At 56.5% G+C, this 25,669-nt stretch carries 22 protein-coding genes; 9 read left to right on the top strand and 13 right to left on the bottom strand.

From position 1 onward, the window contains the following. Positions 1-19: 19 nt before the first annotated feature. Positions 20-2,797 carry a flavocytochrome c gene (locus ACM5QY_RS14885; protein WP_416121529.1) on the bottom strand — a complete coding sequence of 926 codons (2,778 nt, stop codon included), beginning with the start codon at positions 2,795-2,797 and terminating at the stop codon, positions 20-22. Positions 2,798-3,420: 623 nt separating this feature from the next. On the opposite strand from ACM5QY_RS14885, the gene ACM5QY_RS14880 reads away from it, so the two are divergent. Beyond that, the gene (locus ACM5QY_RS14880) at positions 3,421-4,932 is read left to right on the top strand and encodes an anion permease (RefSeq protein ID WP_416121528.1); all 1,512 of its coding nucleotides are present in this window, start codon (positions 3,421-3,423) and stop codon (positions 4,930-4,932) included. Positions 4,933-5,020: 88 nt separating this feature from the next. Here the strand turns inward: ACM5QY_RS14880 and ACM5QY_RS14875 are convergent, their stop codons facing one another. After that, positions 5,021-5,686 (bottom strand): GntR family transcriptional regulator, encoded by a 666-nt coding sequence (locus ACM5QY_RS14875; protein WP_416121527.1) that lies wholly within the window; start codon positions 5,684-5,686, stop codon positions 5,021-5,023. A 185-nt stretch (positions 5,687-5,871) separates the two neighbouring features. Here ACM5QY_RS14875 and ACM5QY_RS14870 point away from each other — a divergent pair, with 185 nt between their 5' ends. The 7 genes from ACM5QY_RS14870 (at position 5,872) to ACM5QY_RS14840 (ending at position 13,421) form a co-directional block, all read left to right on the top strand. Beyond that, on the top strand, positions 5,872-7,365 hold the full coding sequence (locus ACM5QY_RS14870; protein ID WP_416121526.1) for an ABC transporter substrate-binding protein: 1,494 nt from the start codon (positions 5,872-5,874) through the stop codon (positions 7,363-7,365). Further along, positions 7,362-8,207 (top strand): ABC transporter permease, encoded by an 846-nt coding sequence (locus ACM5QY_RS14865; protein ID WP_416121525.1) that lies wholly within the window; start codon positions 7,362-7,364, stop codon positions 8,205-8,207. Before ACM5QY_RS14870 ends, ACM5QY_RS14865 begins: the two co-directional genes overlap by 4 nt. Before the next feature lies 1 nt (position 8,208). Continuing rightward, on the top strand, positions 8,209-9,123 hold the full coding sequence (locus ACM5QY_RS14860; RefSeq protein ID WP_416121524.1) for an ABC transporter permease: 915 nt from the start codon (positions 8,209-8,211) through the stop codon (positions 9,121-9,123). Then, complete coding sequence (locus ACM5QY_RS14855) at positions 9,120-10,502, top strand: M20/M25/M40 family metallo-hydrolase (protein ID WP_416121523.1); 1,383 nt, start codon at positions 9,120-9,122, stop codon at positions 10,500-10,502. The genes ACM5QY_RS14860 and ACM5QY_RS14855 overlap by 4 nt, the downstream gene beginning before the upstream one ends. Positions 10,503-10,565: 63 nt before the next feature. Then, complete coding sequence (locus ACM5QY_RS14850) at positions 10,566-11,564, top strand: 1-aminocyclopropane-1-carboxylate deaminase/D-cysteine desulfhydrase (RefSeq protein ID WP_416121522.1); 999 nt, start codon at positions 10,566-10,568, stop codon at positions 11,562-11,564. A 2-nt stretch (positions 11,565-11,566) separates the two neighbouring features. Next, positions 11,567-12,550: an ornithine cyclodeaminase gene (locus ACM5QY_RS14845; RefSeq protein WP_416121521.1), complete on the top strand. Its 984-nt coding sequence runs from the start codon at positions 11,567-11,569 to the stop codon at positions 12,548-12,550. A 4-nt stretch (positions 12,551-12,554) separates the two neighbouring features. Beyond that, a complete protein-coding gene (locus ACM5QY_RS14840; RefSeq protein WP_416121520.1) occupies positions 12,555-13,421 on the top strand; it encodes a sulfurtransferase in 867 nt (288 codons plus the stop codon). On the opposite strand, the gene ACM5QY_RS14835 is transcribed toward ACM5QY_RS14840, so the two are convergent. The 4 genes from ACM5QY_RS14835 to ACM5QY_RS14820 form a co-directional block, all read right to left on the bottom strand. Further along, entirely contained in the window at positions 13,418-15,046 is a 1,629-nt protein-coding gene (locus ACM5QY_RS14835; protein ID WP_416121519.1) for a dipeptide ABC transporter ATP-binding protein, read from the bottom strand. The two genes, ACM5QY_RS14840 and ACM5QY_RS14835, sit on opposite strands and share 4 nt — an antisense overlap. Positions 15,047-15,173: 127 nt before the next feature. Beyond that, positions 15,174-15,602, bottom strand: a complete 429-nt coding sequence (locus tag ACM5QY_RS14830; RefSeq protein WP_416121518.1) for a hypothetical protein — start codon at positions 15,600-15,602, stop codon at positions 15,174-15,176. Next, positions 15,602-15,733 (bottom strand): Hcp family type VI secretion system effector, encoded by a 132-nt coding sequence (locus ACM5QY_RS14825; protein ID WP_416121517.1) that lies wholly within the window; start codon positions 15,731-15,733, stop codon positions 15,602-15,604. The genes ACM5QY_RS14830 and ACM5QY_RS14825 overlap by 1 nt, the downstream gene beginning before the upstream one ends. Before the next feature lie 292 nt (positions 15,734-16,025). Further along, positions 16,026-16,775, bottom strand: coding sequence for an SDR family NAD(P)-dependent oxidoreductase (locus tag ACM5QY_RS14820; protein ID WP_416121516.1), 750 nt, complete (start codon positions 16,773-16,775; stop codon positions 16,026-16,028). 181 nt (positions 16,776-16,956) lie between these two features. Here ACM5QY_RS14820 and ACM5QY_RS14815 point away from each other — a divergent pair, with 181 nt between their 5' ends. Then, positions 16,957-17,865, top strand: coding sequence for a LysR family transcriptional regulator (locus ACM5QY_RS14815; RefSeq protein WP_416121515.1), 909 nt, complete (start codon positions 16,957-16,959; stop codon positions 17,863-17,865). A 61-nt stretch (positions 17,866-17,926) separates the two neighbouring features. Here the strand turns inward: ACM5QY_RS14815 and efeB are convergent, their stop codons facing one another. From efeB to ACM5QY_RS14780, 7 genes are all read right to left on the bottom strand, one after another. Next, positions 17,927-19,201, bottom strand: a complete 1,275-nt coding sequence (gene efeB, locus ACM5QY_RS14810; protein ID WP_416121514.1) for an iron uptake transporter deferrochelatase/peroxidase subunit — start codon at positions 19,199-19,201, stop codon at positions 17,927-17,929. 3 nt (positions 19,202-19,204) lie between these two features. After that, the gene (gene efeO / locus ACM5QY_RS14805) at positions 19,205-20,431 is read right to left on the bottom strand and encodes an iron uptake system protein EfeO (protein ID WP_416121513.1); all 1,227 of its coding nucleotides are present in this window, start codon (positions 20,429-20,431) and stop codon (positions 19,205-19,207) included. Between the two features lie 14 nt (positions 20,432-20,445). Next, positions 20,446-22,071, bottom strand: a complete 1,626-nt coding sequence (gene efeU / locus ACM5QY_RS14800) for an iron uptake transporter permease EfeU (RefSeq protein ID WP_416121512.1) — start codon at positions 22,069-22,071, stop codon at positions 20,446-20,448. Positions 22,072-22,301: 230 nt separating this feature from the next. Beyond that, positions 22,302-22,997 (bottom strand): glycosyltransferase family 2 protein, encoded by a 696-nt coding sequence (locus tag ACM5QY_RS14795; protein ID WP_416121511.1) that lies wholly within the window; start codon positions 22,995-22,997, stop codon positions 22,302-22,304. Beyond that, positions 22,976-23,545, bottom strand: coding sequence for a DedA family protein (locus ACM5QY_RS14790; protein WP_416121510.1), 570 nt, complete (start codon positions 23,543-23,545; stop codon positions 22,976-22,978). The genes ACM5QY_RS14795 and ACM5QY_RS14790 overlap by 22 nt, the downstream gene beginning before the upstream one ends. Before the next feature lie 7 nt (positions 23,546-23,552). Next, the gene (locus tag ACM5QY_RS14785) at positions 23,553-24,716 is read right to left on the bottom strand and encodes a ceramide glucosyltransferase (protein ID WP_416121509.1); all 1,164 of its coding nucleotides are present in this window, start codon (positions 24,714-24,716) and stop codon (positions 23,553-23,555) included. Beyond that, on the bottom strand, positions 24,707-25,552 hold the full coding sequence (locus tag ACM5QY_RS14780) for a UDP-2,3-diacylglucosamine diphosphatase (RefSeq protein ID WP_416121508.1): 846 nt from the start codon (positions 25,550-25,552) through the stop codon (positions 24,707-24,709). The genes ACM5QY_RS14785 and ACM5QY_RS14780 overlap by 10 nt, the downstream gene beginning before the upstream one ends. Positions 25,553-25,669: the final 117 nt, after the last annotated feature.

The raw sequence follows: 25,669 nt of genomic DNA, 5'->3' as shown, positions 1-25,669 counted from the left end.
CAGTTAAACAACGCATTGTTTATCCTTTCGCAAAAGCCGTCGCCTTCCTCCCCGCCAGGGTTCCAAAGATAATGATATCGGCTACGGCGTTGCCACCAATCCGGTTTGCGCCGTGGATGCCGCCCACGACTTCACCGGCAGCCCAGGCTCCGGGGATAATTTGTTTCTGGGCATCCAGAACTGCGGTGTCAGGGTTGATAGTGACGCCGCCCATGGTGTGGTGGACACCCGGTGCAATGCGGATCGCAAAGAACGGCCCCTGATTAAGCGGGTGACGCAGCGCGGTGGTACGGCCAAAGTCTTCGTCTTTTTTTGCCACCACAAACAGATTATAGCGTTCCAGTGTTTCAGAAAGCGCCTGCGGATCCATGTTCAGTTTTACCGCCAGATCCTGCGGCGTTGGTGCGCTGAGCACAAAACCTTTGGCGATGTATTCATCCGCCGCTTTGTTGTTGCCCCGCACCTGCTCATCAAAAATTACCCATGCACTTTTCTCCGGCAGCCCGATAATCTCGGCGGAGACTTTGTCGCGGGTTTCCATTTCGTTGTAGAAACGCTTGCCGGCCTGACTGACCAGAATCGCCCCGCCGCCGCGAATGGCTTCGGAAATCAGGTAGGATGTGGTTTGTTCAACCGTCGGGTGGATCTGGATCTCGCCCATATCCACGGTGTCGGCGCCGAGTTTTTGCAACATGGCGATGCCGCTGCCGGTCGCGCCTGCATGGTTAGTCGTCACGAAACCGTCGAGATCCGGGCGATAGCTCACCACCATCTCACGATTGGCGCTAAAACCACCGGTAGCCACAATGACACTTTTCGCATTGAGAATGCGGCTGTCGTTATATTCATCGACCACTTTCACGCCGGACACCGCACCGTTATCGAACAGGATTTCCGCGACGGATGTTTCGAGCAGGACTTCGATTTCGCGTTTGTTAATATTTTTCACCAGCCCGCTGATCAGGAATCCGCCTACGGCAGAACGGTCGGCAGGACGGTGCGTGCGGTCGATGCTCATCCCGCCGGTAATGGTGATGTCGTTAAGCTCGATTTCTTTCGCCGCCAGCCATTCGATGGCTTCCGGTGCCAGCTCAACAAATTCACGCAGCAGAACAGGATTGTTTTTAAACTTCCCGCCTTTCAGCGTTTCGTCATAGAACAGATCTTTGCTGTCTTCTATGCCTTTGAGTTTCTGGAAACGGGTATCTGCCGCGTTCATCCCGACGGAGGCTTTGATGGTATTGCCGCCGATGGTCGGCATTTTCTCGATGATCACCACATGCGCGCCGTCGTCGTGCGCCTGAATGGCTGCCGCCAGCCCTGCGCCGCCGCTGCCAATGATCACAACGTCAAAGTTCTGCGGTGCCTGCGGGTTACCGCCTACATCGATAACGTGTTCTTTGCTCGAGGTCGTCATTGCGCGAGAAACGGCTTTTTTCAGCGCCTCACTCTGGGTGGTCGCGCCGGTGATCGCATCAACATGCGGGCTGTTGGCGACCAGCATACGCGTGCGAAGGCTTTCGAACGTGGTGGTGAAATCGACGTCCAGCGAGTCGTCTTTAACCAGCTGGATATCGGTAATACGGTCGGTGTCGAGCACCACGTTGATTTTCAGTTTCAGCGCTTCGGCTTCGACTTTCTCCTGATACACCCCGGCCTTGTATTTACGGCCCGTGACGCTGGTGTCGCGGATCATGGCGTCAACCAGCGAGAAGCGCCACAGCGGTTCCGGGATATTCAGCTCTTCGCGTTTATGGCTGTCGATGTACAGCTCAAGGTGATCGTTGTTGATAATGCGGTCGGCCCAGTCCGGGTAGGCGATACAGGCTTTGCCCACCGCCACCAGATCAAAGCCGTGTTCCAGCGCGCTTTCAGCGTCGGATTTATTCACCACGCCGCCCACGCCAATCACCGGCACTTTTGCCAGCGTTTCAGAACGCATGGCGCGGAATTTCGTGATAAGCGGCGTCGGGTCCTGGGTATCGACAATAGAAGAACGCAGCAACTGGCCGACGGAGAAATGCACGTAGTCCAGCCCGCGCGCAGCCAGTTTTTCCAGCAAATACATCGTATCGTCGAAACGGATGCCGGGCACTTCCAGCTCTTCCGGCGAGAAACGGTAGCCGATAATAAAGGACGCGTCGGCGAAGCGCTTCGCCATTTTATGGGTGATTTCCAGCACTTCCAGCGGGAACAGCGCGCGTTTGTCGCGGTCGCCGCCCCATTTGTCGGTGCGCTGGTTGGAGTTCGGGGAGTAGAACTGCTGAATCAGGTAGGTGTTCGCACCGTGGATTTCCACGCCGTCGAACCCGGCTTTAATTGCACGGTTCACGGCATCACCAAATTTGGTGATCATGGTTTCCACTTCTTCGCCGGTCAGTTCTTTCGGTTTGGTGGCACCTTCACGCGGCGCGGCGATAGCACTCGGCGCAACCGGCGTGCGGCCCCCGATCAGTTCGGGTTCCACCATGCGGCCGCCGTGATAAATCTGCAAAATTGCTTTCGACCCTTTGGATTTGATCGCGTCCGCAATTTTTTTCAGGCCGGGAATTTTGTTGTCGCTGTCGATGGCAATCGCGCCGGGAAATGCCGGGCCCATACGGTCAATGAAGCAACACTCAACGATGATGGTCCCGATGCTGCCGGCACGGTCGCGGTAATATTCCACCAGTTCGCTGGTCACCGTGCCGTCGTAAAAGCCCGTACAGGTGGTCATCGGCGCCATCAGCAAACGGTTTTTCAGCACCGCGCCGTTGGGCAGCGTCAGTGGCTTAAGGACCGGGGTGAGCTTATTCATTAGGGTCAACTCCAAAAATTGTAAGTCTTAAATTTTCCGTGGCCGTATTACTTACCGTGAAATTAAGCAATCCGATGCAGGTGATGAATTTAAAAATCGGTCTGATTTTTCTGTTTACTTTTCTGTTTGTGTAAATGAAAAAAGGGCGATGTGGGTCGGTATAACATTTGAGGGAACAGAAGTTGTTTATTTACGCGACATTAAATTAAATACCATCTTCAATTGTTATCGAGCGATTGACAAAAATCAACTTTTGATTAACATAAAAAAAATCCTGCCTGATAAATCAGCAGGTTGAACTCGAAAACTGGCGTTTGTGAAATTTTACTCTACATTCTCAATAGAAGGTTTTTCTGTAAGAAAATAACCACGCACTTATCATTGGTATTTTATTTAAATAACAATGACTCAATGGGGTCATGCAGGTCGCAGATAATATTTAGTTTTTAATCATCTCAACCTCAAATCATCATCTTTTTGTAATACGTGACGAGCTTCCGGTAAAGAAAAACGCATGGATTTAAGATGTCAAAGTGAAATAGCAAAATGAATTTTCAAAAGACGATATCACGCATGGACAACCAGGGCGTAACGCTCACTTTCAATCACGGGCAGACCAAACTATGAAACCCACAACGACTTTGAATGATCCCAACAAGGCCGCTCCGGCTCCGGCGGGGCTAAAAAAACGTCTGATCATGCTGTTCCTGCCAGTTCTGGTGGCGGTGCTGTTGCTGCTGACGCCGGTTCCTGCCGGGTTACAACCTTATGCCTGGCATTTCTTCGCCGTCTTCGTCGGCGTTATTGTCGGCCTGATTTTCGAACCTTTACCCGGTGCGGTTATTGGCCTGACCGGCGTGGTGGTCATCGCGCTGTTTAGCCAGTGGCTGCTGTTCAGCCCGGCAGAACTGGTGGATCCGAAGTTTAAAATGCCGACCGAAGCCTTTAAATGGGCGGTCAGCGGCTTTGGTAACTCCACGGTGTGGCTGATATTTGGCGCCTTTATGTTTGCCGCCGGTTATGACAAAACGCAGTTTGGCCGCCGTCTGGCGCTGATTCTGGTGAAATATCTGGGCCGACGCAGTCTGACGCTCGGTTACGCCATCACCTTCGCCGATCTGTTGCTCGCACCCTTCACGCCGTCTAACACCGCGCGCAGCGGCGGGACCATTTACCCGATCATCGCCAACCTGCCGCCGCTGTACGGTTCCAAGCCGAACGACCCGAGCGCACGTAAAATCGGTTCGTATCTGATGTGGGTGGCGATTACTGCGGCGTGTATCACCAGTTCGATGTTCCTCTCCGCACTGGCACCGAATCTGCTGGCGCTGGCGCTGGTGAAAAGCATCATCGGTTTCAATATTTCGTGGGGCATGTGGTTCCTCGCCTTCCTGCCGCTGGGCGTGATTCTGATCCTGACCATGCCGCTGCTGGCGTACTGGTTCTATCCGCCGGAAGTGAAGATTAACGATGAAGTGCCGAAATGGGCAAAAGCCGAGCTTGAGAAACTGGGCAAACTGTCGCGTAACGAAATCCTGCTGCTGATCTTCGTGTGTTCCGCCCTGCTGATGTGGATTTTTGCCGCGGCCTGGATTGAACCGGCGCTGGCGGCCTTGCTGGTGGTGATTCTGATGCTGTGGACCGGCGTGCTGAACTGGAACGACATTATCAGCAACAAACCGGCCTGGAATACTTTCGCCTGGTTTGCCACGCTGGTCGCGCTGGCTGACGGCCTTGCGCGCGTTGGTTTCATCGCCTGGCTGGGTAAAGAAGGCGGACAACTGCTCACTGGTATCGACCCGCAGGTCGCCGCCGTGATGCTGCTGATTGCGTTCTTCCTGCTGCACTATCTGTTCGCCAGTACCACGGCGCACACCACGGCGCTGTTACCGGCGATGCTGACTATCGCCGCCGCCATTCCGGGTATCAACATGCCGGTTTACTGCCTGATGATGGTGACGTCGCTGGGCGTAATGGGGATTATCACCCCGTACGGCACCGGCCCGAGCCCAATCTATTACGGCAGCGGGTATCTGCCGACCAAAGATTACTGGCGTCTGGGCACCATTTTCGGTGCTATTTTCCTCGCCGGTTTGATGCTGATTGGTTACCCGTGGATGGTTCTGATGTTCTGATGAACACCACGGTGTTTGAACGAAAGGTGCACGCGGGTGCACCTTTTTTTCGGGCCGAATTCGCCCTATTGTGCAAAACATCTTCCCCCTACTCCTGCGAAAAATAGTGTTCCACCAGAATAGCTGCGCCGTCATCAATCGCTTTGTGAATAAGCTTCACGCAGCGTTTACCGTCGCCGGTTTCCAGCGCCAGCAGCAGTTGATCATAATTGTGCTTACCCTGCGTCATCGGCGAAGACTGCGGATAGAGATAATTGAAGCACGGGCCAATCTGCACCCAGAGTTGTTCGATCAGCGCCATCAGCGTCGGCATTCCGGCCATTTCATACAGCGTAAAGCGAAACTCGCGGTTGGCCTCGAGCGCCGCTTCCACATTGTTTTCTCTTTTGGCGGCCAGGAATTTTGCGTTCAGGTTTTTCAGCAGCGCGATGTGATCTGCGGTCACATGCTCACAGGCTTGGGACACCGCTAATCCTTCGAGATTTTTGCGGATCAGCGTAATTTCCTGATAACGCGACAATTCAATTTTCGGCACCAGAAACGCCTGCGCGGGTGTGGCATCCAATGCGCCGGCGGAGACCAGCCGCAGCAAGGCTTCGCGTACCGGCGTGACGCTGGTTCCCAGTTTTTCCGCAATCTCTTTCGTAACCAGACGTGCGCCCGGCTTGAGTACACCGACAATCAGCGCGCCTTTCAGTTTGGCTTCAACCTGCATGGTCAGGCTGATCCGCTGCGCTTTTTCCATCTCAAACATGTGACGTTTCCTTTAGCAAAAATATGTCTTTTCTTTTGCGGTTTAAAGTCTGGCTTGCCAAAAATACATTATATAGGATATATCCTGTATTAAGGAATTGAACATTGATTAAACGTTTTCGACACAGTGACTTCACTTTAATTCCGTCAACGCTTCTGGCGGCTTCACTTTGGGAATGACCGTAAATGAGAATACCTGCCTTCAAACTGGCTTCACTGGCTCTGCTGCTCGGCCTCACCACTCAGGCGGCTTTTGCCTCTGAGCTGGTGATCGCGCAAACCACTTCTGCCACCGCGATGGATCCGGGGTTCCTGAAAGAATCCGCCACGCTGGTGGACAACCTCTTTGATACGCTGGTGCTGCGCGATGCCAATATGCAGTTGCAGCCCGGGCTGGCAACCGGCTGGAAGTCGCTCGACGACACCACCTGGGAATTCACGCTGCGTCAGGGCGTGAAATTCAGCGACGGCGAGCCGGTCAATGCGCAGGCGGTCAAATTCTCTATCGACCGTATTCTTGATCCCGCAAACCATGCGCCGACCATCTCTTATATCCGCACAATTAAATCAGTGGAAGTCACCGGTGATTATCAGGTGAAAATTCATACCAGCGGCCCGGATCCGCTGCTGCCCACGCGCATGAGCCGTTACCCGACGTATATTGTGCCGCCAGCGTATGTCACCAAAGTGGGCGCGGCTGAGTTTGCGCGTAAACCGGTCGGATCCGGTGCATACACGTTGCAGACATTTATCCCCGACGAAAAAGTCGTGATGCAGGCCAATCCCGATTACTGGCGTGGTAAACCCGCCATCGATACCGTCACCTGGCGGCCGATTCCTGAAGCCACCGCGCGTATTACCGCCCTGCTGACCGGTGAAGTTCAGCTGGTGGACGGCGTTCCGGCGGACTTAGTCCCGGCGCTGAAAAACAAACCGGGCGTGCATCTGGAGCAGGTCAAAAACGGCGGCCTGACGATTTACCTCGGGCTGAAGAACGACCAGAAACCGCTGAACGACGTGCGCGTGCGTCAGGCGTTGTCTCTGGCGCTGAACCGCACCGCATATACCCGCGATTTGTTGCACGGTTTTGGTACGCCGACCGGCACGATGGCAGGCCCGAAAGATTTTGGTTATGAGGCCATTGCGGCACCGGCGCAGGACGTCGCGAAAGCGAAATCCCTGCTGGCCGACGCCGGTTATCCGCAAGGCTTCACCCTGAAATTCCAGGCACCGCGCCGCTATATTGCCAGCGCCGATGTGGCGCAGGCGATCGTGCAGGATCTGGCCGCGATCGGCGTGAAAGCCGAACTGGAAGTCCCGGAATGGTCGGTTTATACCCAGCAGGTGGCGGCGCAGAAACAGGCTCCGCTGTACATGCTGGCGTGGGGCTCCACGCAGACGCTGGACGCCGATGCCGCGCTGTATCCGATTCTGCATTCCGGCGAACCGTATTCCACGGTGAATTCTCCGGAACTGGATGCCCTGCTTAACAGCAGCCGCACCACGGTAGATCCGGCGAAGCGTGAAAAGATTTTGCAGCAAATCCAGCAGGTGGTGGCCGTACAACAGCCGCTGATCCCGCTTTACAAGGAAGATTCACTGTACGCCAGCGCCGACAACGTAACCTTCAAAGGCCGCGCAGATTCCCGCATTCCGCTGTTCGACCTGAGGCTTAAATGATTTCACTGCGTTCGGTTTTGCAGAGAAAACCCCGTCGTCGCTTTTATGGCGACGGTATTCTCGGCGGCCTTTTGCTGTTGCTGGTCATCATCCCGGCGCTTCTCGCGCCGTGGTTACCGCTGCCGGATCCGTTGAAGAACGATCTGGCGGCGGCGTTTTCTGCGCCCGGCGGCCAGCATCTGCTCGGCACCGATCAACTGGGGCGCGATTTATTGTCACGTATTCTTGCAGGCACCCGCCTTTCCCTGATGGTGGTGTTGCTGGCGGCAGCGATTGCGGCAGTGATTGGCTCGGTACTCGGCATGATTGCCGGGTACGTGGGCGGCTGGCTGGATGCGCTGATCATGCGCCTGATAGACATCCAGCTGGCGGTGCCGTTTATCCTGCTGATCTTACTGGTGATGGCACTGTTCGGCGCATCGCTCACCAACATCATCCTGATCATGGGCGTCACCAGTTGGGCCATCTACGCCCGCGTGGCGCGCGCCAAAACGCTGGAAATCCGTGAACTGGAATACATCGAATCCGTCAAAGCCATGGGCTTTTCGACGCCGCGCATTTTGCTGCGCCACGTTTTACCCAATCTGATGACGCCGCTGATTGTGCTGCTGACGCTGGATATTCCTCGTCTGATTGTGCTTGAAGCGTCGATTGGTTTTCTCGGCATGGGCATTCAGCCGCCGACGCCGACGCTGGGGAATCTTATCGGCGAAGGCCGTTCTTACATGCTGCTCGCGCAGTGGCTGGTGCTGTATCCGGGGCTGGTGATTGCTGCGCTGGTCATTGGCTGCAACCTGCTCGGCGACAGTCTGCTGCGCAAAACCCACACGAGGCTCGACTGATATGCTGCGTTATATCCTGCAACGCCTCGGGCAATCCGTGCTGGTGATGTTCGGCGTTTCCCTGCTGATTTTCTACAGTTTGCACCTCACCGGCGACCCGGCGGCGGTCATGATGCCGCCCGGTTCCAGCCAGCAGGAAATCGAGAATTTCCGCCACAGCATGGGCTTTGACCGCTCACTCATCTGGCAATACGGGCATTACCTGACCGGCGTTTTGCACGGCGATCTGGGCGAATCCCTGCGCTACAGCCAGCCGGTCACGGAGTTAATCGGTCAGCGCGTTCCCGCGACACTGTTGCTCGCCGTCAGCGCTTTGCTCTGGAGCACGATCGCCGGTTTGCTGCTCGGCATCGTCAGCGCGCTGTATCAGAACACTGTGTGGGATTTGCTCTCGCGCCTGCTGGCGTTCAGCGGTCAGGCGATCCCGGTTTTCTGGCTCGGCCTGCTGCTGATTATCGTGTTCAGCCTGAACCTTCGCTGGTTGCCGTCCGGCGGCTATGGCAGCGCCAGCCAGCTCGTCATGCCTGCGCTGAGCCTCGGTGCGTATTACATGAGCGCGATTGCGCGCCTGATCCGCGCCAGCCTGATTGACGTGATGCAGCAGGATTATATCCGCACCGCGCACGCCAAAGGGCTGAGTGCCTGGCGGATTGTGGTGCGTCACGGACTCCGCAACGCGCTGATCCCGGTCATTACCGTACAGGGCATGTATTTCGCCTCGCTGCTCGGCGGCGCGCTGGTAACGGAAATCATTTTTGCCTGGCCGGGCATTGGCCGCCTCGCCGTGCAGGCCATTCAGAACCGTGATTTCCCGCTGGTGCAGGCCATCGTGCTGCTGGCGGCGCTGGTGTTTGTCGGCATCAACCTGATTATCGACCTGCTTTATGGGGTACTGAACCCGAGGATCCGCCTGTGAGTATTTCAATCACGCCATCGATTTACCCGACGCTGGATTTGCTGTCTGCCATCACGCCGTTCGCCAGCGTTTCCGGCCAGATTGATCAGCAACGCGCACTGGCGCACTGGCTGGAAGACTGGATTGTTACCGAACTCGGCGGTGTGCCGGTGCTGGCGGTGAGCGGGCAAACGCAGCAGAACGCCCCGCCGCTGGTGCATATGCGCATTGACCGGCAGGCGGAAAAAACGCTGGTGCTTTACAACATGTATGACGTGATGCCTGCGGATGACGCGGGCTGGGAATTCCCGCCTTTCAGCGGCGGCATGACCGAATGGCCGGGCGTCGGCGAAGTGTTTATTGCACGCGGTGCCGAGAATAACAAAGGCCCGCTGGCAGGGATGCTGATGGCGGTGAAATCACTGAAGGACAGCGGAAAACTCAGCGTCAATATTGAAATTATTCTGGAAGGTGAAGAAGAAACGGGCAGCGGCCAGTTGCGCCGTTATCTGGCGCAAGATCCCTGCCCGGTGTCCGCCGCCAGCGCGGTCTTTTTCCCGTCGCTGTGCGAATACGGCGGCGGCGAACCCCGCGTGTATCTTGGTTTCAGCGGCCTGAGCGGCGGGCGTTTGAAAGTGAGCGGCGGCAAATGGGGCGGCCCGTCCGCAGCGATTCACGCCAGTAATGCCAACTGGATCGCCAACCCCGTCTGGCGGCTGGTGGCCGCGCTGAACGCCATCGCGCCCGCACACAACAGCGGCGTGATCGCCCGCCAGGTGATTGATGAAGAAGCCAACCGGCTGCTTTGCGCACTTGCCGCGCAGTTCAGCATCGCCGACGAATTACAGTTCCGCCGTAGCGAAACCTTATCGGTCAGCGGCGACACGCTGGCCTGCCTGCAACAGCTCATCAACGGCGCGGTGCTGAATATTTCGGAAATCCGCAGCGATCCGCTGGATTCGCGCGGCGTCATCCCGTGCAGTGCCAGCGCTGAGATTGCGCTGCGCGTTCCGCCGGGCATTGACGGCGAAAGCCTGCTGGCGGTGATCCGCCAGACGCTCGCCCGCCCGGAATTCGACGGCGTGGAGCTGGAACTCGACGACAGCTATCCCGGCCACCGTTTTGCGCACCACAGCCCCGGCGTCGGTGCCCTGCTCACCAGTTACGCCATGCAGGGCGCGAAACCGCAAATCTGGCCGTGGGCCCCCGGCTGCGCACCGGCTTACACCTTCGCCCGAGTGGCACCGGCCTTTCTGATTGGCGGGCTGGGTCATGGCGGCAACGCGCACGGCGTGAACGAATTCGTCACCCTGCGCGGGCTGGAACGTTTTCAGCAATCGGTCAAAGACTGGATCACAGCATTCAGCGATGAACCCCTTTTTTCTACGCAGGCGGTTTAGCCGCCGGCGTTTTGCGTCAACTCCCGGGAAAGTTTTAAAAAATAAACCAGCAGGATATTTACCATGAAACAGTCCGATGATTTTGAAAGAGTATCACTGGGGTTCTTCCCCACGCCGCTTGAGCGCCTGACCACACTGGGCAACTCGCTGGGCGTTACGCTGGACATCAAACGTGATGATTACACCGGTTTCGGCGGCGGCGGCAATAAAGTCCGCAAGCTGGAATATCTGATGGCCGACGCCTGCCGCAATGAAGTCGATGTGGTGATCACCACCGGCGGACATCAGTCCAATCACGCCCGTATGGTCGCCGCCGCCGCGCGGAAGTTCGGCATGAAACCGGTGCTGGTGCTGCGCGGCAATCCGCCTGAGGTGTATCAGGGCAACCTGCTGCTCGACAAACTGTTTGGCGCGGAGCTGGAGTTTCTCGATCCGGACGGCTATTTCACTCAGATTGAAGGCGCGATGAACGCCCATGCTGACGCCGCACAGGCGCGCGGTGAAAAGGCGCTGATCATTCCGCTGGGCGGTGCCACACCGCTTGGCGCACTGGGTTATGTCCGCGCCATTGAAGAAATGGACGCCCAGTTGAAAGAACGCGGCGAACCTTCGCCGGACATCATCGTCGCGCCCACCGGTTCCGGCGGCACGCTGGCGGGATTGTACGTCGGTGCGCGTCGTTACTGGCCGGACACCAAAATTGTCGGTATCAGCGTCAGCGCCAAAGCCGAATGGTTCCAGACGCGCATTTCGGCGATGGCACAGGATTGCGCTGACCTGCTTGAATGGCCGCAAAGCTGGACGCCGGAAGACATCTGGATTGAAGACGGTTTTGTCGGCAGCACATACGGCGTGCCTTCCGAAGGCGGCATCGACGCCATTTATCGCGTCGCGCAGGCTGAAGGGGTGCTGCTGGATCCGGTGTATACCGGTAAAGCCATGCACGGCTTAATCAGCCTGATTGAGCAAGGCAAAATCAGCGCAGGTTCGCGGGTGATTTTCGTGCACTGCGGCGGTTCCCCGGCCCTCTATCCCTTTGCACAAACGTTGCTGGAGCACTGAATATGACGCCAGGTTTTCGCACTTTGAGCCGCGCGGATGTGGTCGCACTTGGCGGCACCGATCCGCAGGCCGCGCTGGAAGATATCTGTGACGTTGTCACGCTGATGCGTCAGAATGCGGCGCAGATGCCAGCGGAAACCCACGTCAGTTTAGGCACGCCGCACGGCAAAGCGTATGCGCTGCCCGCCAGCGTGGGCGGGCGGTTCAACGCCGCCGGGGTGAAATGGACCGCACATCGCCCGGATGCGCAAGACAAGCTCCCGCAGGCGATGGCGCTGACACTGATTAACCGCGCCGATAACGGCCAGCCGATCGGGCTGGTGGAAAGCGGCGCACTGACCGCCACGCGCACAGCGGCGGTGTCGGCCATTGCGCTGCGCCACGCCGCGCCGCGTCCGGTTCAGCGTGTTCTGTTACTCGGTGCCGGGGTTCAGGCGCTGGCGCATCTCGACATGCTCCGCCAGCTTTTCCCCACGTTACAACAGGTCAGCTGGTGGGATCGCAGCGCATCTGCGTTGCCGGTTGAACCCGTGCAATTCCCCTGGCCGCTGCTTAGGGTTGCCGATCTTCACACTGCCGTGGCGCAGGACATCGATGCGGTGATCACCTGCACCAGCGCCGCTGAACCGCTGCTCGGGCCGGAAGCCATCCGCCCCGGACGGCTGGTGATTCAGGTGGGTTATCACGAAGTGTCGTTCAGCGCGATTAATCGCGCCACGCGGGTGGTGGTTGATTTATGGGGCGATTTTTGTGAAACCAGCGCCAAAAGCCTGTTCCAGATGTACCGCGCCGGAAAATTCCTGCCCGAACACGTGGATGCCGATTTAGGCAATCTGCTGCTCGACGGCTGGCGACCGGCAGCTGACGACAGCGTGTATTTCTCCTCTTTCGGCCTCAACGTTTTTGACATTGCCCTCGCATCGCGCGTTTTAAAACTCGCCGCAGAACGCGGAACCGGGTCGCTTTTACCGCTTTTTACGGAGTAAGAATTTGGCTACCTCCCCTTTACCGGCTCAACATTTTCTCAATCATAAACGGCTGATCTGCGCCACAGAATTACTCTCGCGCCGTCAGCTCGGGCAGGAGTTTGCCCTGATTGACGTCCGTGAATTTTCGCAATGGCAGGCAGAAACACTGCCCGACGCGCTTCATCTCAACGTGTACGATTATTTTATCCCGGAGAGCACTCCGGCGGGCATTGCAGGCATGGCGAATGCTTTCCATCACGCGTGGCAACAGCTGGCTATCAGTGACAACGTCACGCCGGTTTTCTTCGAACAACAGATCGGTATGCGTTCCCCGCGAGGTGCATGGTTTGCGCAGTTCGGCGGCATAGAAAATGCCCTGATTCTGGACGGCGGGCTGGACGCCTGGGCACAAGCTGGCGGGAAATTGCAGCCAGGAAAAGGTATCAGCGCGGTGATCAGCGCCGGTAATCACAAAAAACCCGATGCCTGCTTTTTCGACAAAAACCTGGCCGCTACCCGCGAGGAAGTGCTGAACGCGCAGGCCAGCGGCGTACAGATTCTCGATGCACGTCGCCCGACAGAGTTCAGCGGTGAATTTGCGCATGATTGCTGTCACCGTGCGGGCAGAATACCCGGTGCGACCCTGCTTTTCTGGGAAGAGGTGGTGCAAAACGGCGCATTTCTCAGCGCGGAAAAAATCCGTCAGCGTGCAGAAGCGGCCGGATTATCGCCTGACCGGCGGGTGATCATTTATTGCCATCGCGGGGCGCGGGCGGCCACGGTGTACACCGCCCTTCAGCTGGCCGGTTATCGCCAGCTGAAGGTGTATGTCGGTTCATGGCACGAATGGGCGGAACACGGCGAACTGCCGCTGATGAAAGGTTATTAACCCTCGCGGCGTAGTTGCAGCGCCCGAGTGATATCGGGCGCCGCAGCCAGTAGGATTTGCGTATAAGGGTGTTGCGGCGCACGCAGAACCCGCGCCGTTTCGCCGCTTTCCACGATTTTCCCGTGATACAGCACCACCACGCGGTCACAGACCTGTTTCACCGCCGCCAGATCATGACTGATAAACAGCACGGTCAGGCCGAGTTGCTGGCGCAACTGATCCAGCAGCGCCAGAATCTGCCCGCGAACCGAAAGATCCAGCGCCGACACCGCTTCATCCGCCACCAGCAATTCAGGTTCCAGCGCCAGCGCACGGGCAATCGCCACGCGCTGACGCTGACCGCCAGAAAACGCGCCGGGCAGACGGCTGGCGTGATGGGCTTCCAGCCCGACCAGTTGCAGTAATTCTTCCACACGCGCCTGAATTTGCGACGCAGGCCGCAGTTTATAGACGCGCAGCGGCTCGGCGATTTGTTCACCGACGGTAATTTTAGGGTTCAGACTGGCGTAGGGATCCTGAAAAATAATCTGCGCACGACGGCGCATTTTCTGCCGTGTTGCGTGGCTGGCCAGCGTCAGTGACACGCCGTCAAATTCGATATCACCGCTGTCGGTGTCCGTCAGGCCAATAATAGCGCGCCCGAGTGTGGTTTTGCCGGAACCGGATTCGCCAATCAGCCCGAGAATTTCACCCCGACGGATATCGAGCGTGGTCGGGAAAAGCACGGTCTGGCGTTTCGCCGGTACAAAAGGCAGACGCTGCGCCTGCGGATAGCTTTTGGTCAGCCCGCGCAACCGCACCAGCGGCGAATCCGCGCTGATCTCAGCCGTTTTTTCACGCGGCTCCGGCTGCGACGCCCCAATCAGTTTGCGGGTATACGGTGCCTGCGGATTTGTCAGCAGTTGCGCCACCGGCCCCTGCTCGACCAGATTTCCCTGATGCATCACGTAAGCCCGGTCGGCGTAGCGCGCGACCACGCTCAGATCATGCGTAATCAGCAAAATGCCCATGTCCATTTCCTGTTGCAGCGCCTGCAACAGCGTCAGAATTTGTGCCTGAATGGTGACGTCCAGCGCCGTCGTCGGCTCATCGGCAATCAGCAACGCCGGTTTACAGCTGATGGCGCTGGCGATCATCACACGTTGTCGCATCCCGCCGGAAAGCTGGTGAATATACTGCTTTGCGCGTTGTTCCGGGTTCACTATCCCGACGCGAGCCAGCAGCGCTACCGCTTCGCGATGCGCCTGTTTCCAGCCCAGTTGCTGATGGCGCACCAGCACTTCAGCAATCTGCTCCCCGACTTTCAGCACCGGATTCATGCTGGTCATCGGTTCCTGAAATATCATCGCCAGCCGTTTTCCGCGAACCGGCGCGTCGAAGGGCGTGTGCGGGCTGGCAATCCTCTGATCATCGAGCCAGATTTCACCGCCGGTCATGCTGACACCGGACGGTAACAATCCCATCAGCGCCAGCGAACTCAGGGTTTTCCCCGAACCGGATTCACCGACCAGCGCCACAATTTCACGGCGGTTCACCTGCAACGAAACCGATTTCACCAGCGGTAAACCGGCGGCGGTATGAAGGGCGAGAGAGCGGACATCAAGAAGCGGTCTGGCGATCGTCATGGGCAAATCCGGCGAAGAAATGAACTTAGAGAATATATCGTATATCTTTTAGTGACAACCCGAAAGCAGGCCGTTGGTTAGACGGATTTGTGCGAGGTTATGCCGGTTTGGTTGGGAAAGATCTGACTCAACAGTACCGGGTGCAAGTGATCAACACCAGGGTGATATCATCCCCATCCAGAACGACTGAATATGTTTCTCCCATGCTGTTTAGTTCTCCGTTTGTGATGCCATTTTCTGACAGATAATTTTCAACCTTTTTCTTCGCTACCATGATGTCCCCCACGTTTTCCCATGTGACCCGATCTTGTGTAAAGCCATAATTATCGTCAGCCCGTGTGTAGTAGAAAATATTCTTAGAGATATCGGGGGCATCCCTGAATAGCTTTGGGGTTAATAGATAATAATCAAAGACATTTGATCTCTTGTAAACTTTTCCGTCCAGCGTATAGATGAGCATGAAATATAAGTAAAAGACAAAAAGAATCACTGTGATAACTATCAGAATAATTATCGCAAGTACGGACTTCAGAAAAAACCTTATTGCACTCAACATTACCGTAATCCTTTTATTTGATCACGATGCAGTGCCTGATATTTATTCTCCATTGAGTCATAGGTTCCGCATCCCTGAGAAATCAGGCCTTGTTTCTCTCCGTTCAGCGTCATGTAGATTTGATTAGCCATTTAACACCTCCTGTGAATTTAAGAGGTTATATCTGAATAATTTGCTTCAAACAAATGCTGTATATCAATATAAAAACAGAAACAATACATCCAAAATATAATTACCAACAGAAGTCCCTGTGTTAACAGGAAAGCTTAATTTATGAAGTTAGTCATCTTCTTAAAAATTAAACGTAATATGAGATGTTATTCACATTATTAAATAGAGGAGCAGACAACCGAAGTGCCAGAAATCCAGACACAAAAAAACCGGCAGTATTCCGCCGGTTCATTTTGACTCTTACTTTAATTCTCAGACCTGCGCCATCCCGCCGTCGACGAAGAGTTCGACGCCGTTGATAAAGCTGGCGGCCTCAGAGGCCAGGAAGGCGACGGTTTTGCCGATTTCTTTCGGCTCACCCAGACGGCCTAACGGGACTTGTGCAGCCAGCGCATCAAACAGGCCCTGACGGTGTTCTTCCGGGACCAGGTCGCCTAAGCCAGGCGTGCGGATTGGGCCGGGGCTGACAACGTTGACGCGGATGCCGCGATCTTTCAAATCCAGCGCCCATGAGCGCGCAAAGTTACGGACGGCGGCTTTACTGGCGCTGTACACGCTGAAACTCGCCGTACCCTGAACTGACGTGGTGGAACCGGTCAGAATGACGGAGGCGCCATCGGTCAGCAGCGGTAAGACTTTCTGAACCGTGAACAATACGCCGCGGACGTTGGTGCCGAAAATACGGTCGAAATGCTCTTCGGTAATGCCGCCCAGTGGTTGCATGTCGCCGCCACCGGCGTTCGCAAACAGAATATCCAGACGTCCGGTGGTTTTGGCGATTTGTGCATAAACCGCATCAAGGTCGGCCAGAACGGAAGCGTCAGCGCGGATTCCCGTTGCCGCAGCGCCGATTTCAGCGACGGCGGCGTCCAGCTCAGCCTGACGACGTCCGGTGATAAAGACCTGCGCGCCCTGCTCTGCCAGCTCTTTTGCTGTTCCCAAACCGATACCGCTTGTCCCGCCGGTAACCAGTGCAATTTTACCGTTCAGTGGAGTTGTCATTTTTCATTCCTCAAAGTCAGATCAGGTTAAGTCAGGTCGCCGGAGGTTTGTGGCCGTTGTCTGCCGCCTCAGGCATGGCGGTAATTTAGCGCCAGACGGTTTATTGAAAAATAGCGAAAAATAAAAATGACTATTCCTGTGGCTGTATAATCAAAACATCGGATAACCGGCGGGAAAGCGTGTGGATCAGTTAACGGCAATACGGGCGTTTGCCCGGGTGGTTGAGGCGGGGAATTTTACCCGTGCGGCGGATTCCCTGAATATGCCCAATGCGACGCTGAGCAAAATGGTGCAGGAACTGGAAGCGCATCTTGGCGTGCGGTTGTTACAACGCACCACGCGGCGCGTGACGGTGACGCCGGAAGGCAACGAATATTATGAAAAAACGGCGCGGATCCTGCGGGATCTGGAAGATGTCGATACGTCGTTTAACGCCGTGCGCAGCAAGCCGCGCGGGCTGTTGCGTATTGACGTCGGCGGTTCGACGGCGCGCGATGTGCTGATCCCGGCACTGGCTCATTTTATGACGCGCTACCCGGAAATCCGTCTGGATCTGGGCGTTTCCGACCGGTCGGTAGATCTTATCAGTGACAATGTGGACTGCGTGATACGCGGCGGGCCGCTGGACAACTCTTCGCTGATTGCCCGCAATATCGGCCATGCGACGCTTATCACCTGCGCGACACCGGCTTATCTGAAAGCCTTCGGCACACCGGCTTATCCCGATGAACTGAAAAACGGCCACCGGCTGGTGAGTTATCTTTCACCGCAGAATGGCCGGGCTTTTCCGTTTCGTTTTGAACGCGATGGCGGGAAAACGGAAATTAAGGTCGATCACCGCATCGGCGTGAATGAAAGCAATGCCCATCTGGCGGCGGGAATGGCCGGTCTGGGGGTTATCCAGACGTTCAGCTATTCCATTTGTGAGGCACTCCAACGCGGAACGCTGGTAGAAATCCTGACAGAGTGGCGGCCTGCGCCCTATCCGTTCCATGTGGTGTATCCGCAAAACCGCCACGTTCCGCATCGCCTGCGCGTGTTTATCGACTGGCTGGTGGAAACCTTTCCGCAAAAAGTCAGCGGTAAATAGCCAGCAACGTAAAGGTTGCTGGCTTTATTTACGGGTTATGTTTTAGCCGGGTTAATGACAATCAGGATTCGAACATTTCCGCGCCGATATACGACCCTTCTTTTGGCGCAGGCGGCACAAAGAAGATCCCCGAACCGATGTGCGAAATGTATTCGTTCAAGGCGTCTGAGGAACCCAGACGGGTTTGCAACGCTTCAAACTGTGCCGGGTCTTTCTGATAACTGATAAACAACAGGCCGGCATCCAGCTGCGCCATGTTATTCAGGCCGTCCGTGTAGTTGTAAGAGCGGCGTAAGATTTTGATGCCCTGATTGTTTTCATGCGACGCCAGACTGATGTGCGCGGTCGCCGGAATGATCAGGTTTCCGTCAGCATCCTTTTTCCTGAAATCAGGCGTATCAAATTCCTTCGTGCCGGTTAACGGCGCGCCGGAGACTTTGTGACGTCCGAACACGTTGTTCTGATCACTGACGCGGTCGGTGTCCCAGCTTTCAATGTGGATTTTGATTTTACGCACCACCTGATAACTGCCGTTTTGCTGCCACGCCGGGCCACCGTCTTTGATCCAGACATATTTGTCGAAATCGGCTTTTTCGGTGATGTTGCGCGTACCGTCCTTGAAGCCGAACAGATTGCGCGGCGTGGACTGCCCTTTTCCGGCGGACGCACGGCCGAAGCCCATGACCGTCCAGCGGGTCTGGGCTGCGCCGGTGCTTTTGGCGATACGCGCCAGATCGCGGATGGCGTGATACGCCACCTGCGGATCGTCCGCACAGGCCTGCAACGATAAATCGCCGCCGGTCAGTTCCGGCTGCATGTCGTCACTCGGCAACTGCATCAGGTTACGCATCAGCACCGGTTTGTGCTGCGTCAGCCCGAATGTGTCCGTAAAGACGCGCGGCCCCAGGCCGACGGTCACCGTCAGCGACGCCGGGCCGAGATCCATCGCTTCACCGGTATCCATGCCGACGCCGCTGTCACGGCCAGGCTCAACCTGTCCGATGGTGCCGCCTTTCATCAGTTGTGCAATCGCCGACGACCAGCGCGCCAGAAGCACTTGTAAATCCTGCCGGGTGGCCGTCGTCAGATCAAACGTCATATACATGATATGACGCTGCGGCGGCGTGCTGATCCCCGCCTGACCTTCGTGACCGTAAAAAGGATACTGGCGGGAAAGGTCAATTTTATCTTCCGGGTCGCGGGCGGCCGTGGCCTGCCCGTGCGCATAGCTGACCGCTGGAATAGCCAGAGCACTGGCACCTGCCACGGCTCCTTTCAGCAATTCACGACGGGAAAACTTACCGGCCTCCCTGGCCGGACTGAGTTTGTCGCTCATTCATCAGGCTCCTTTATTCGCCGCCACTTTCTCGGCGATTTTTGACAGCGGTTCCTGCAACGCCTGAATCGTGCGGCTCAGTTTGGCGGCATCAGACGCTTTCAGTTCAGCGGTGTAGTATTTATATCCGCCCGGCACTTTTGAGTCGCGGTAAGTTTCCAGCATGTCGTGAACGGCAGCGAACTGCGCGGCAACCTGTTTAGTCAGCTCAGGATCAATTTTTTCCAGACCCGGTTGCAGGTAGGCGAATGCCTGCTGAGCGCCTTCGACGTTACCGGCGAAATCCACCAGATCGAAGTGGCTGAATGCCTCTTCTTCCCCGTTGATTTTGGTGTTTTGCACTTCTTCCAGCAGATCAGCCGCACCGTTAGCCAGATCTTCCGGTTTGTAAGTCAGCGCTTTGGTCAGCGCGTCCAGACGCACCACGTTCTGCTGCAATTCAGTGGCCGTTTGTTTGGTTTCGGCGGTAATTTTGCCCTGACCGAACAGGTCACGTTCGATGGCGTGGAAGCCGTGCCAGCCTGCTTTCGGATCCAGATTGGACGCACGCATGTCGATCAGGTAATCCAGATTCCCGGCGTTATCGGTCGCTTTGAAGCCCGGCAGAATAAAGCCGTTAACGTCAGACTCGATACGTTCGTAGAACGGACGCGCTTTGGCGTAATCGGCTTTGGCCGCCGTCAGATCACCGGCATCGATATCCGTTTTCAGGCGGTTAACGGCCACGACCATCGCGTCCACCACGCCATTCACATAGGTGGCGTAATCTTTGGTGCCCTGCGCCAGAATGGTGGCGGTGCTGCCCTGCGGCTGCGCGGCACTTTTACCGGTGACGGTAAAGTCGATCAGTTCACGTTTCGCGCCCGGACAGTAGATTTGGTATTTCCCGCCGTCGAGCGTCAGGGTGAATTTCACCGCAGGCAGCCCCGGCGCGAGGTTTTCTTTTTCGCCCAGAATACGGTTGTTGCTCAAAAGCTCTAATTCGGTAATCGACGTCGCGGTTTTGTTCACCACGTTAAAAGTCACCGGACCGGCTTTTGCGGAATCGTGATCGACCACGCAGGTGCCGTCTGCGGCACTGGTCATGGTGATATTCACTTGCGAAACGCCGTTTTTCACCGGAGCCGCGGATGCCGCATTGGCAGGCACTTCAACCGAGAACATCAGCAATGCCGTCAGCCCTGCGGCAGTGATCAGAGATTCTTTTTTCTTAAACGTCTTAACGCGCATAAGTTTCCTATCCTTTATTTATTTTTTGGCAAGCCAGTGTGTAATGGGGAACCGAATGACAGGCGGTCTTTATCCGAAAAAGAAAGCCGTGCATTGCGGAGCCTCAGGAGAACCCGTAGTGCAGAGATGACAAAAATCAGGGCCAGCGCCGCCAGAAGAGCAGGCAACATTTCAGCCCAAAAACGGTACGTATCCTGATAGGTTTGCATCTGTAACAGCGCGTCAGAAACGTTCTGCTGGTACGCGCCGCTCACCTGCCAGTTGCAGTCAGACGCCGCCTGTGTCGGGTTGCGTGCCGTTACAGTGCGCGAAGATTGCAGGCCGCTGCCCGACAGCGTGATGACTTCATCAGCCTGCCCGCTGGCCGCGAGCAATACGCCCTGTGCGACGGACACCTGAACGGTGCAGTGAATTGTCCACGCCGCCTGATACGGCCCCGGATGCTGCGCCGGATCCAGCCCGATCGGAACGCGGTTGCCGTAAAGCGCCACCACCTGATCGAGATCTAAAACAGCGGGCGCTCCCGGCGGCGAATACGCACTTTTGATCGTCCATTCGTCCGTTGGCATTCCGGCCTGAGTACCCGCCGTTGACGCATCCGCTGGCAGGTTTATCGCCGTGGCACTGCCGCTGGCGGTTTTCACACTCAGCTGATAACCGTTTCCGGCCACCGGCAGAAGCTGTAACTGCCCCGCCGCGTTTTGCGCGTCATTGCTGACCAGCGGCGCGGTATCGGGCACCTGAAGATTAAAAGTCGGATAAAACAGAAACAGCGAAACCGACGCCAGCACCAGCACAACGGCGGATGCCAGCAAGGCGCGGGCGGCGGCTTTTGGCGCAGGACGACGGTGCGCGGGCCAGTAAATCAGCACCACAACAATCGCGATGTAGAGCCCCCATCCGAAAGTTTCGATAAGGTTCGGATCCGCCGGAATACCGAGAACACCGGTGATCAGCGCGGAACGGACAGTGCCCGGCGGCACCAGCCAGGACAGATCGGCAACACGTTGCTGCCCGATATTGAGCCAGCCCGCTTCGTGCGCGGTCATCAGTGAGGTAATAATCAGGCCACCGGCGACGAAAATCAGGAACAGGCCGGTGAAGCGGAAGAAGCGCGAGAGGTTGATGCGGATGCCGCCGTAGTAAATCCCGCAGCCGATAAACACCGCCACCAGCAGCCCGATCACCGCACCCACGGCAGCCCATGCTGCCGACTGCGCCACCGAGAAAGTGGCCAGCAGGAAGACGCTGGTTTCGAAACCTTCTTTCAGCACGGCCAGAAATGCCATGCTCGCCAGTGCCCAGGCGCTCGACTGGCTGATCGCCTGCGCGGCCTCGCTTTCCAGCGTTTTCTTCATGTTGTGGGCGTGGGTGTTCATCCACAAAATCATGCCGGTGACGAAGAAGACGGCGACCGCGCCAATCACCGATTCCATTCCTTCCTGACTCGCCTGCGGCAGCGCGCGTTCGGTCAGATCCAGCGCCACGCCGACCACCACAGATAGCAGCACGGCAAGGACGACGCCGACCCACATCGCGGTCAGGCTTTTGCCATTCTTCCGCAGAAACGCCGCAATAATGCCGACGATAAGCGCGGCTTCTAAACCTTCACGAAGTCCGATAATAAAAGTGGCTAACAAAGGGGATAACTCCGTGGCAACAAGAAGCATTATCAATTATTAATGATAATTGATATCAGTTGACCGGGCGGGAAGAAAGATATGGAGTATGAGGATTTGCAACAGAGTGATGTAGAAATAAGAATATGATGTAAAGATTGCTTTATTTGTAACCAAATAAAAACCGCGCAGGTAAGATTTGAAAGTGAGGGTCGCGGCGCAGAAAATTGTCGTTCATATTCCGGCGGAAATCAGGCCTGACTTTGGCGTTTCAGGCTGATGATTTGTCGTACCGATTCCCGCACACTGATGGTCCGAAAGATATCCCGCATCATCGACATATCCGCCATCAACCCGCGCAGCCAGCCCATTTTGGCGGCCTTGTACGGGCTGATTACGCCCTGCCAGCTCACCACCTGCACGCGAAATCTGCCGGCAATCCACAGCCGGTTAATCCAGACTTCCAGCCCAAAATGCGGCAACGCACGGATTTCCGCCAGACGCGTTGCCAGCAGGTCGCGGGCAAACACCCGTTCGCCGGAAATATAATCCAGCCTGATACACCGCCAGATCCACGGGCTGTTGCGCCTCAGGCTGATGGTCACATCCGCCTGATTCTGACTCACCGGCTGAATCAGCCGGGTGATATCGCGCTCGCTCAGCCCTACCAGATCCGCATCCAGCATCAGCAGATGGCTGCCCGTCGCCGCCGCAATCCCTTCCGCCACTGCGTGACTTTTACCGCTGTTTTTCGCCAGGCTGACCACGCGAACGCCCTTTTGCCGCGCCGCCTCTGCGGTGTTATCCGTGGAACCGTCATCCACCACGATAATTTCGAACAACAGAGGATGATTGCGCACGGCGTCCAGCACCTTACCGATGCGCAACGCTTCGTTGTGAGCCGGGATAATGCAGCTCACGGTGATCATTCTTTTGACCTCAGCCATATCACACCCGCGGCGACCAGCACGATTAACAGCCCCAGAGAGACGTACAGGATCCCGTTGTTCACCTGCGTAATGATGTCGCCGAACATCCAGCCTGTCGCCAGCAGAAACAGGCTCTTGGGAATGGCGGCGACGATGTTGTAAAAAAGAAACGGGATTACGGGCATACGCGCCATGCCCGCGCCGGTGAGCACCAGCGCACCGGCGGAATGCGTCAGCTTGGCCAACACCAGCAACCGCCCGCCTTTATGCTCAAAACTGTGCACCATTTTTTCCAGTCTGGGCTGCGTCAGCCCGAGGCGCGCCAGCCAGCCGGGCGGTTGTCCGTCCGGCCCGATCACCCAGCGCCCGAGCGAATAAAAAAGAATATCGCCGAGCACTTCGCCCGCCATCACCACGGTTAAAACCGTGGCTAAACTGAAATAGTTGAGGCGGACAAAGTAGCCCGCGAGCACCGTCACCACGGGGCCTTCGATAATCGCCAGTGGTGTCAGAAACAGCAGTCCGTGCGTTTTAATCAGTGATTCAAGGGTTTCAAGAGCAAACATACGGTCCTTATTTTCCCGGCTGCTGACTGGCAGGTACGGGGGGTTTTTCAACAAAAAGAGGGTTGCCGCCTGAGAGGTTACCGCGCCAGGAGAATCCGCGCCCTGCCCAGCACCATAACCACAACGCGGGCAGCAGAACATCGCGCAGAAACATCGCCAGAATGTCCCTCAGCTGATGCGGCCAGCCGAGCGCTTTTGCCAGCGCCCATTCCCCGCCGAACCACAATACAAAAAGCGCGAACGGCGCGATCACCGGCAAACCACCGCTGGCGGTCAGCCAGATGACGGCGGCCAGCGCGGGCAGGAAACCCATCATAATTTCAGGCACGAACAACCAGAAGAAACCGTCCCGGCGGATACGCGCCCACCGCAGTTGCCTGCTCCAGACCGCGTCCAGACTGCGATGTCCGACGGGCTGTGCAAAAGGTCTCGCAGGCAAACGCACTTTCAGTCCGGCGCGGCGCACCAGTTTTGTCGAGGCCACGTCTTCGGCAAGTTCATTACCCAGCGCCGCCAGACCGCCACCATTATCGAGCACCTTACGCCGCCAGCACAGCGTTTTCCCCTGCGCAAAACCGTTGCCGAGAAAATCAGACATATACTGCCAGCGCGCCTGATGGGTGTTCAGCATCGCGGCCTCGACTGCGCCCCATAAATTCTCCGGGCGGATGCCGATGGCCGGCGAACTCACCAGCCCGGTTTCATCATCAAACGTATTCGCCAGCGAACGCAGATAATCTGGCGGCAAAAGCAGATTGCTGTCCGCCATCGCCACGACATTGGCGGTGGTGTTTTCCCACGCTTTATGGAGATTATTGACCTTCGGGTTGGCCGATATTTTGTCGTCCCCGACCAGCAAACGCGCACGGTGATGCGGATACTCTGCGATCAACTTTTCCACCAGCGGGATCACCGGATCAAACCGCGACGCCACGCAGAACACAATTTCGTAAGCGGGATAATCCTGATGAAAACCGGAGCGAAGCGTCTCCTCTTCGAACGCATTAAGCCCGCACAACGGTCTTACCAGTGCGATAAATTCTGCGGTTTCCTGCGCTTTATCCTGCGTCTCACTGCGGCGCAGTCGCCAGTATGCCATCGCCAGAGAGGTGAATTGTAACGTCATAAGCAAACTGCCAAAGGTTGCGGTGACTGCGGTGCTTAAAGCCATGATGAAACCCCTTCATTGTGATGCTCTGGCGAGATGCGCTCCGCGAATTCCTGTGGCTGCGCAGCGGGGTGTTGCCTGAAGTCCAGCATGACGAACTGCCCCTGTGAGTCTTCCGCAATCGCACTCATGTTTTGCACCCAGTCGCCGCAGTTGGCGTAAAGCACATCCTGCCGCTGTTGCAGAACGGGACGATGCAAATGACCACAGATAATGCCGTCGAACCCCCCGCCGGTCGCCAGACGGGTCAGCCTTTTTTCCATCACCCGCTGCGCCTGAAGCGCAAACAGATCAGTGGTGCGGATAAACGGCAGGATCAGCAGGCGTAACACCGGCGTTTCGCTGGCTCGCCGGAACAGGCGGGACGCCAGTGAATCTTGCAGCAGCCAGTCAATGCCGCTGCCCAGACGCGAAAACGTGTAAGACCGCAACGGCCAGAAATCACAGCAGTCACCGTGAACCACCAGATAGCGTTTGCCCCCTGTGGTTGTGTGAACCACTGAACGGTGGCCGGGAATGAGTGCGTTGAGAACAGATTGGGCGGGATGGAGCGTTTCATTGTGCGGATCATGGTTTCCCGGCAGGTTAATCACCCGGACGCCCTGCCTCGCCCGTTCGCACAATAAATCGATGATGAGGTCGTGGCCCGGCGTCCAGTGAACCGCCCGCCGGTGCCAGATATCAAACGTGTCACCGACCAGATAAATATGGTCCGCTTCATGGTTTTTCAGGAATGTCAGGAGTTTTTCTGCTTCACATCTTCGTGAACCAAGATGGAGGTCGGAAAGGAAAAGGCTTCGGAAACGCGTTGGTGTGCTGGCAAGTTCATATCGTGACATCACATACTCCGGTCAGTATTCCAGATTTCCGGTCGTCAACATCGTCAGAAAAAAGGCAAAACGATAATGAGGTAATACCCATCCTAGAGGGCTTTCATTAAAGTTTTCTTAAAGCGG

It is taken from the genome of Rahnella sp. PCH160 (genome assembly GCF_047784855.1).
Lineage (GTDB): Bacteria > Pseudomonadota > Gammaproteobacteria > Enterobacterales > Enterobacteriaceae > Rahnella.
The sequence above is the reverse complement of the archived record's forward strand: the minus strand, read 5'-3'. Positions and strand labels throughout refer to the sequence as shown.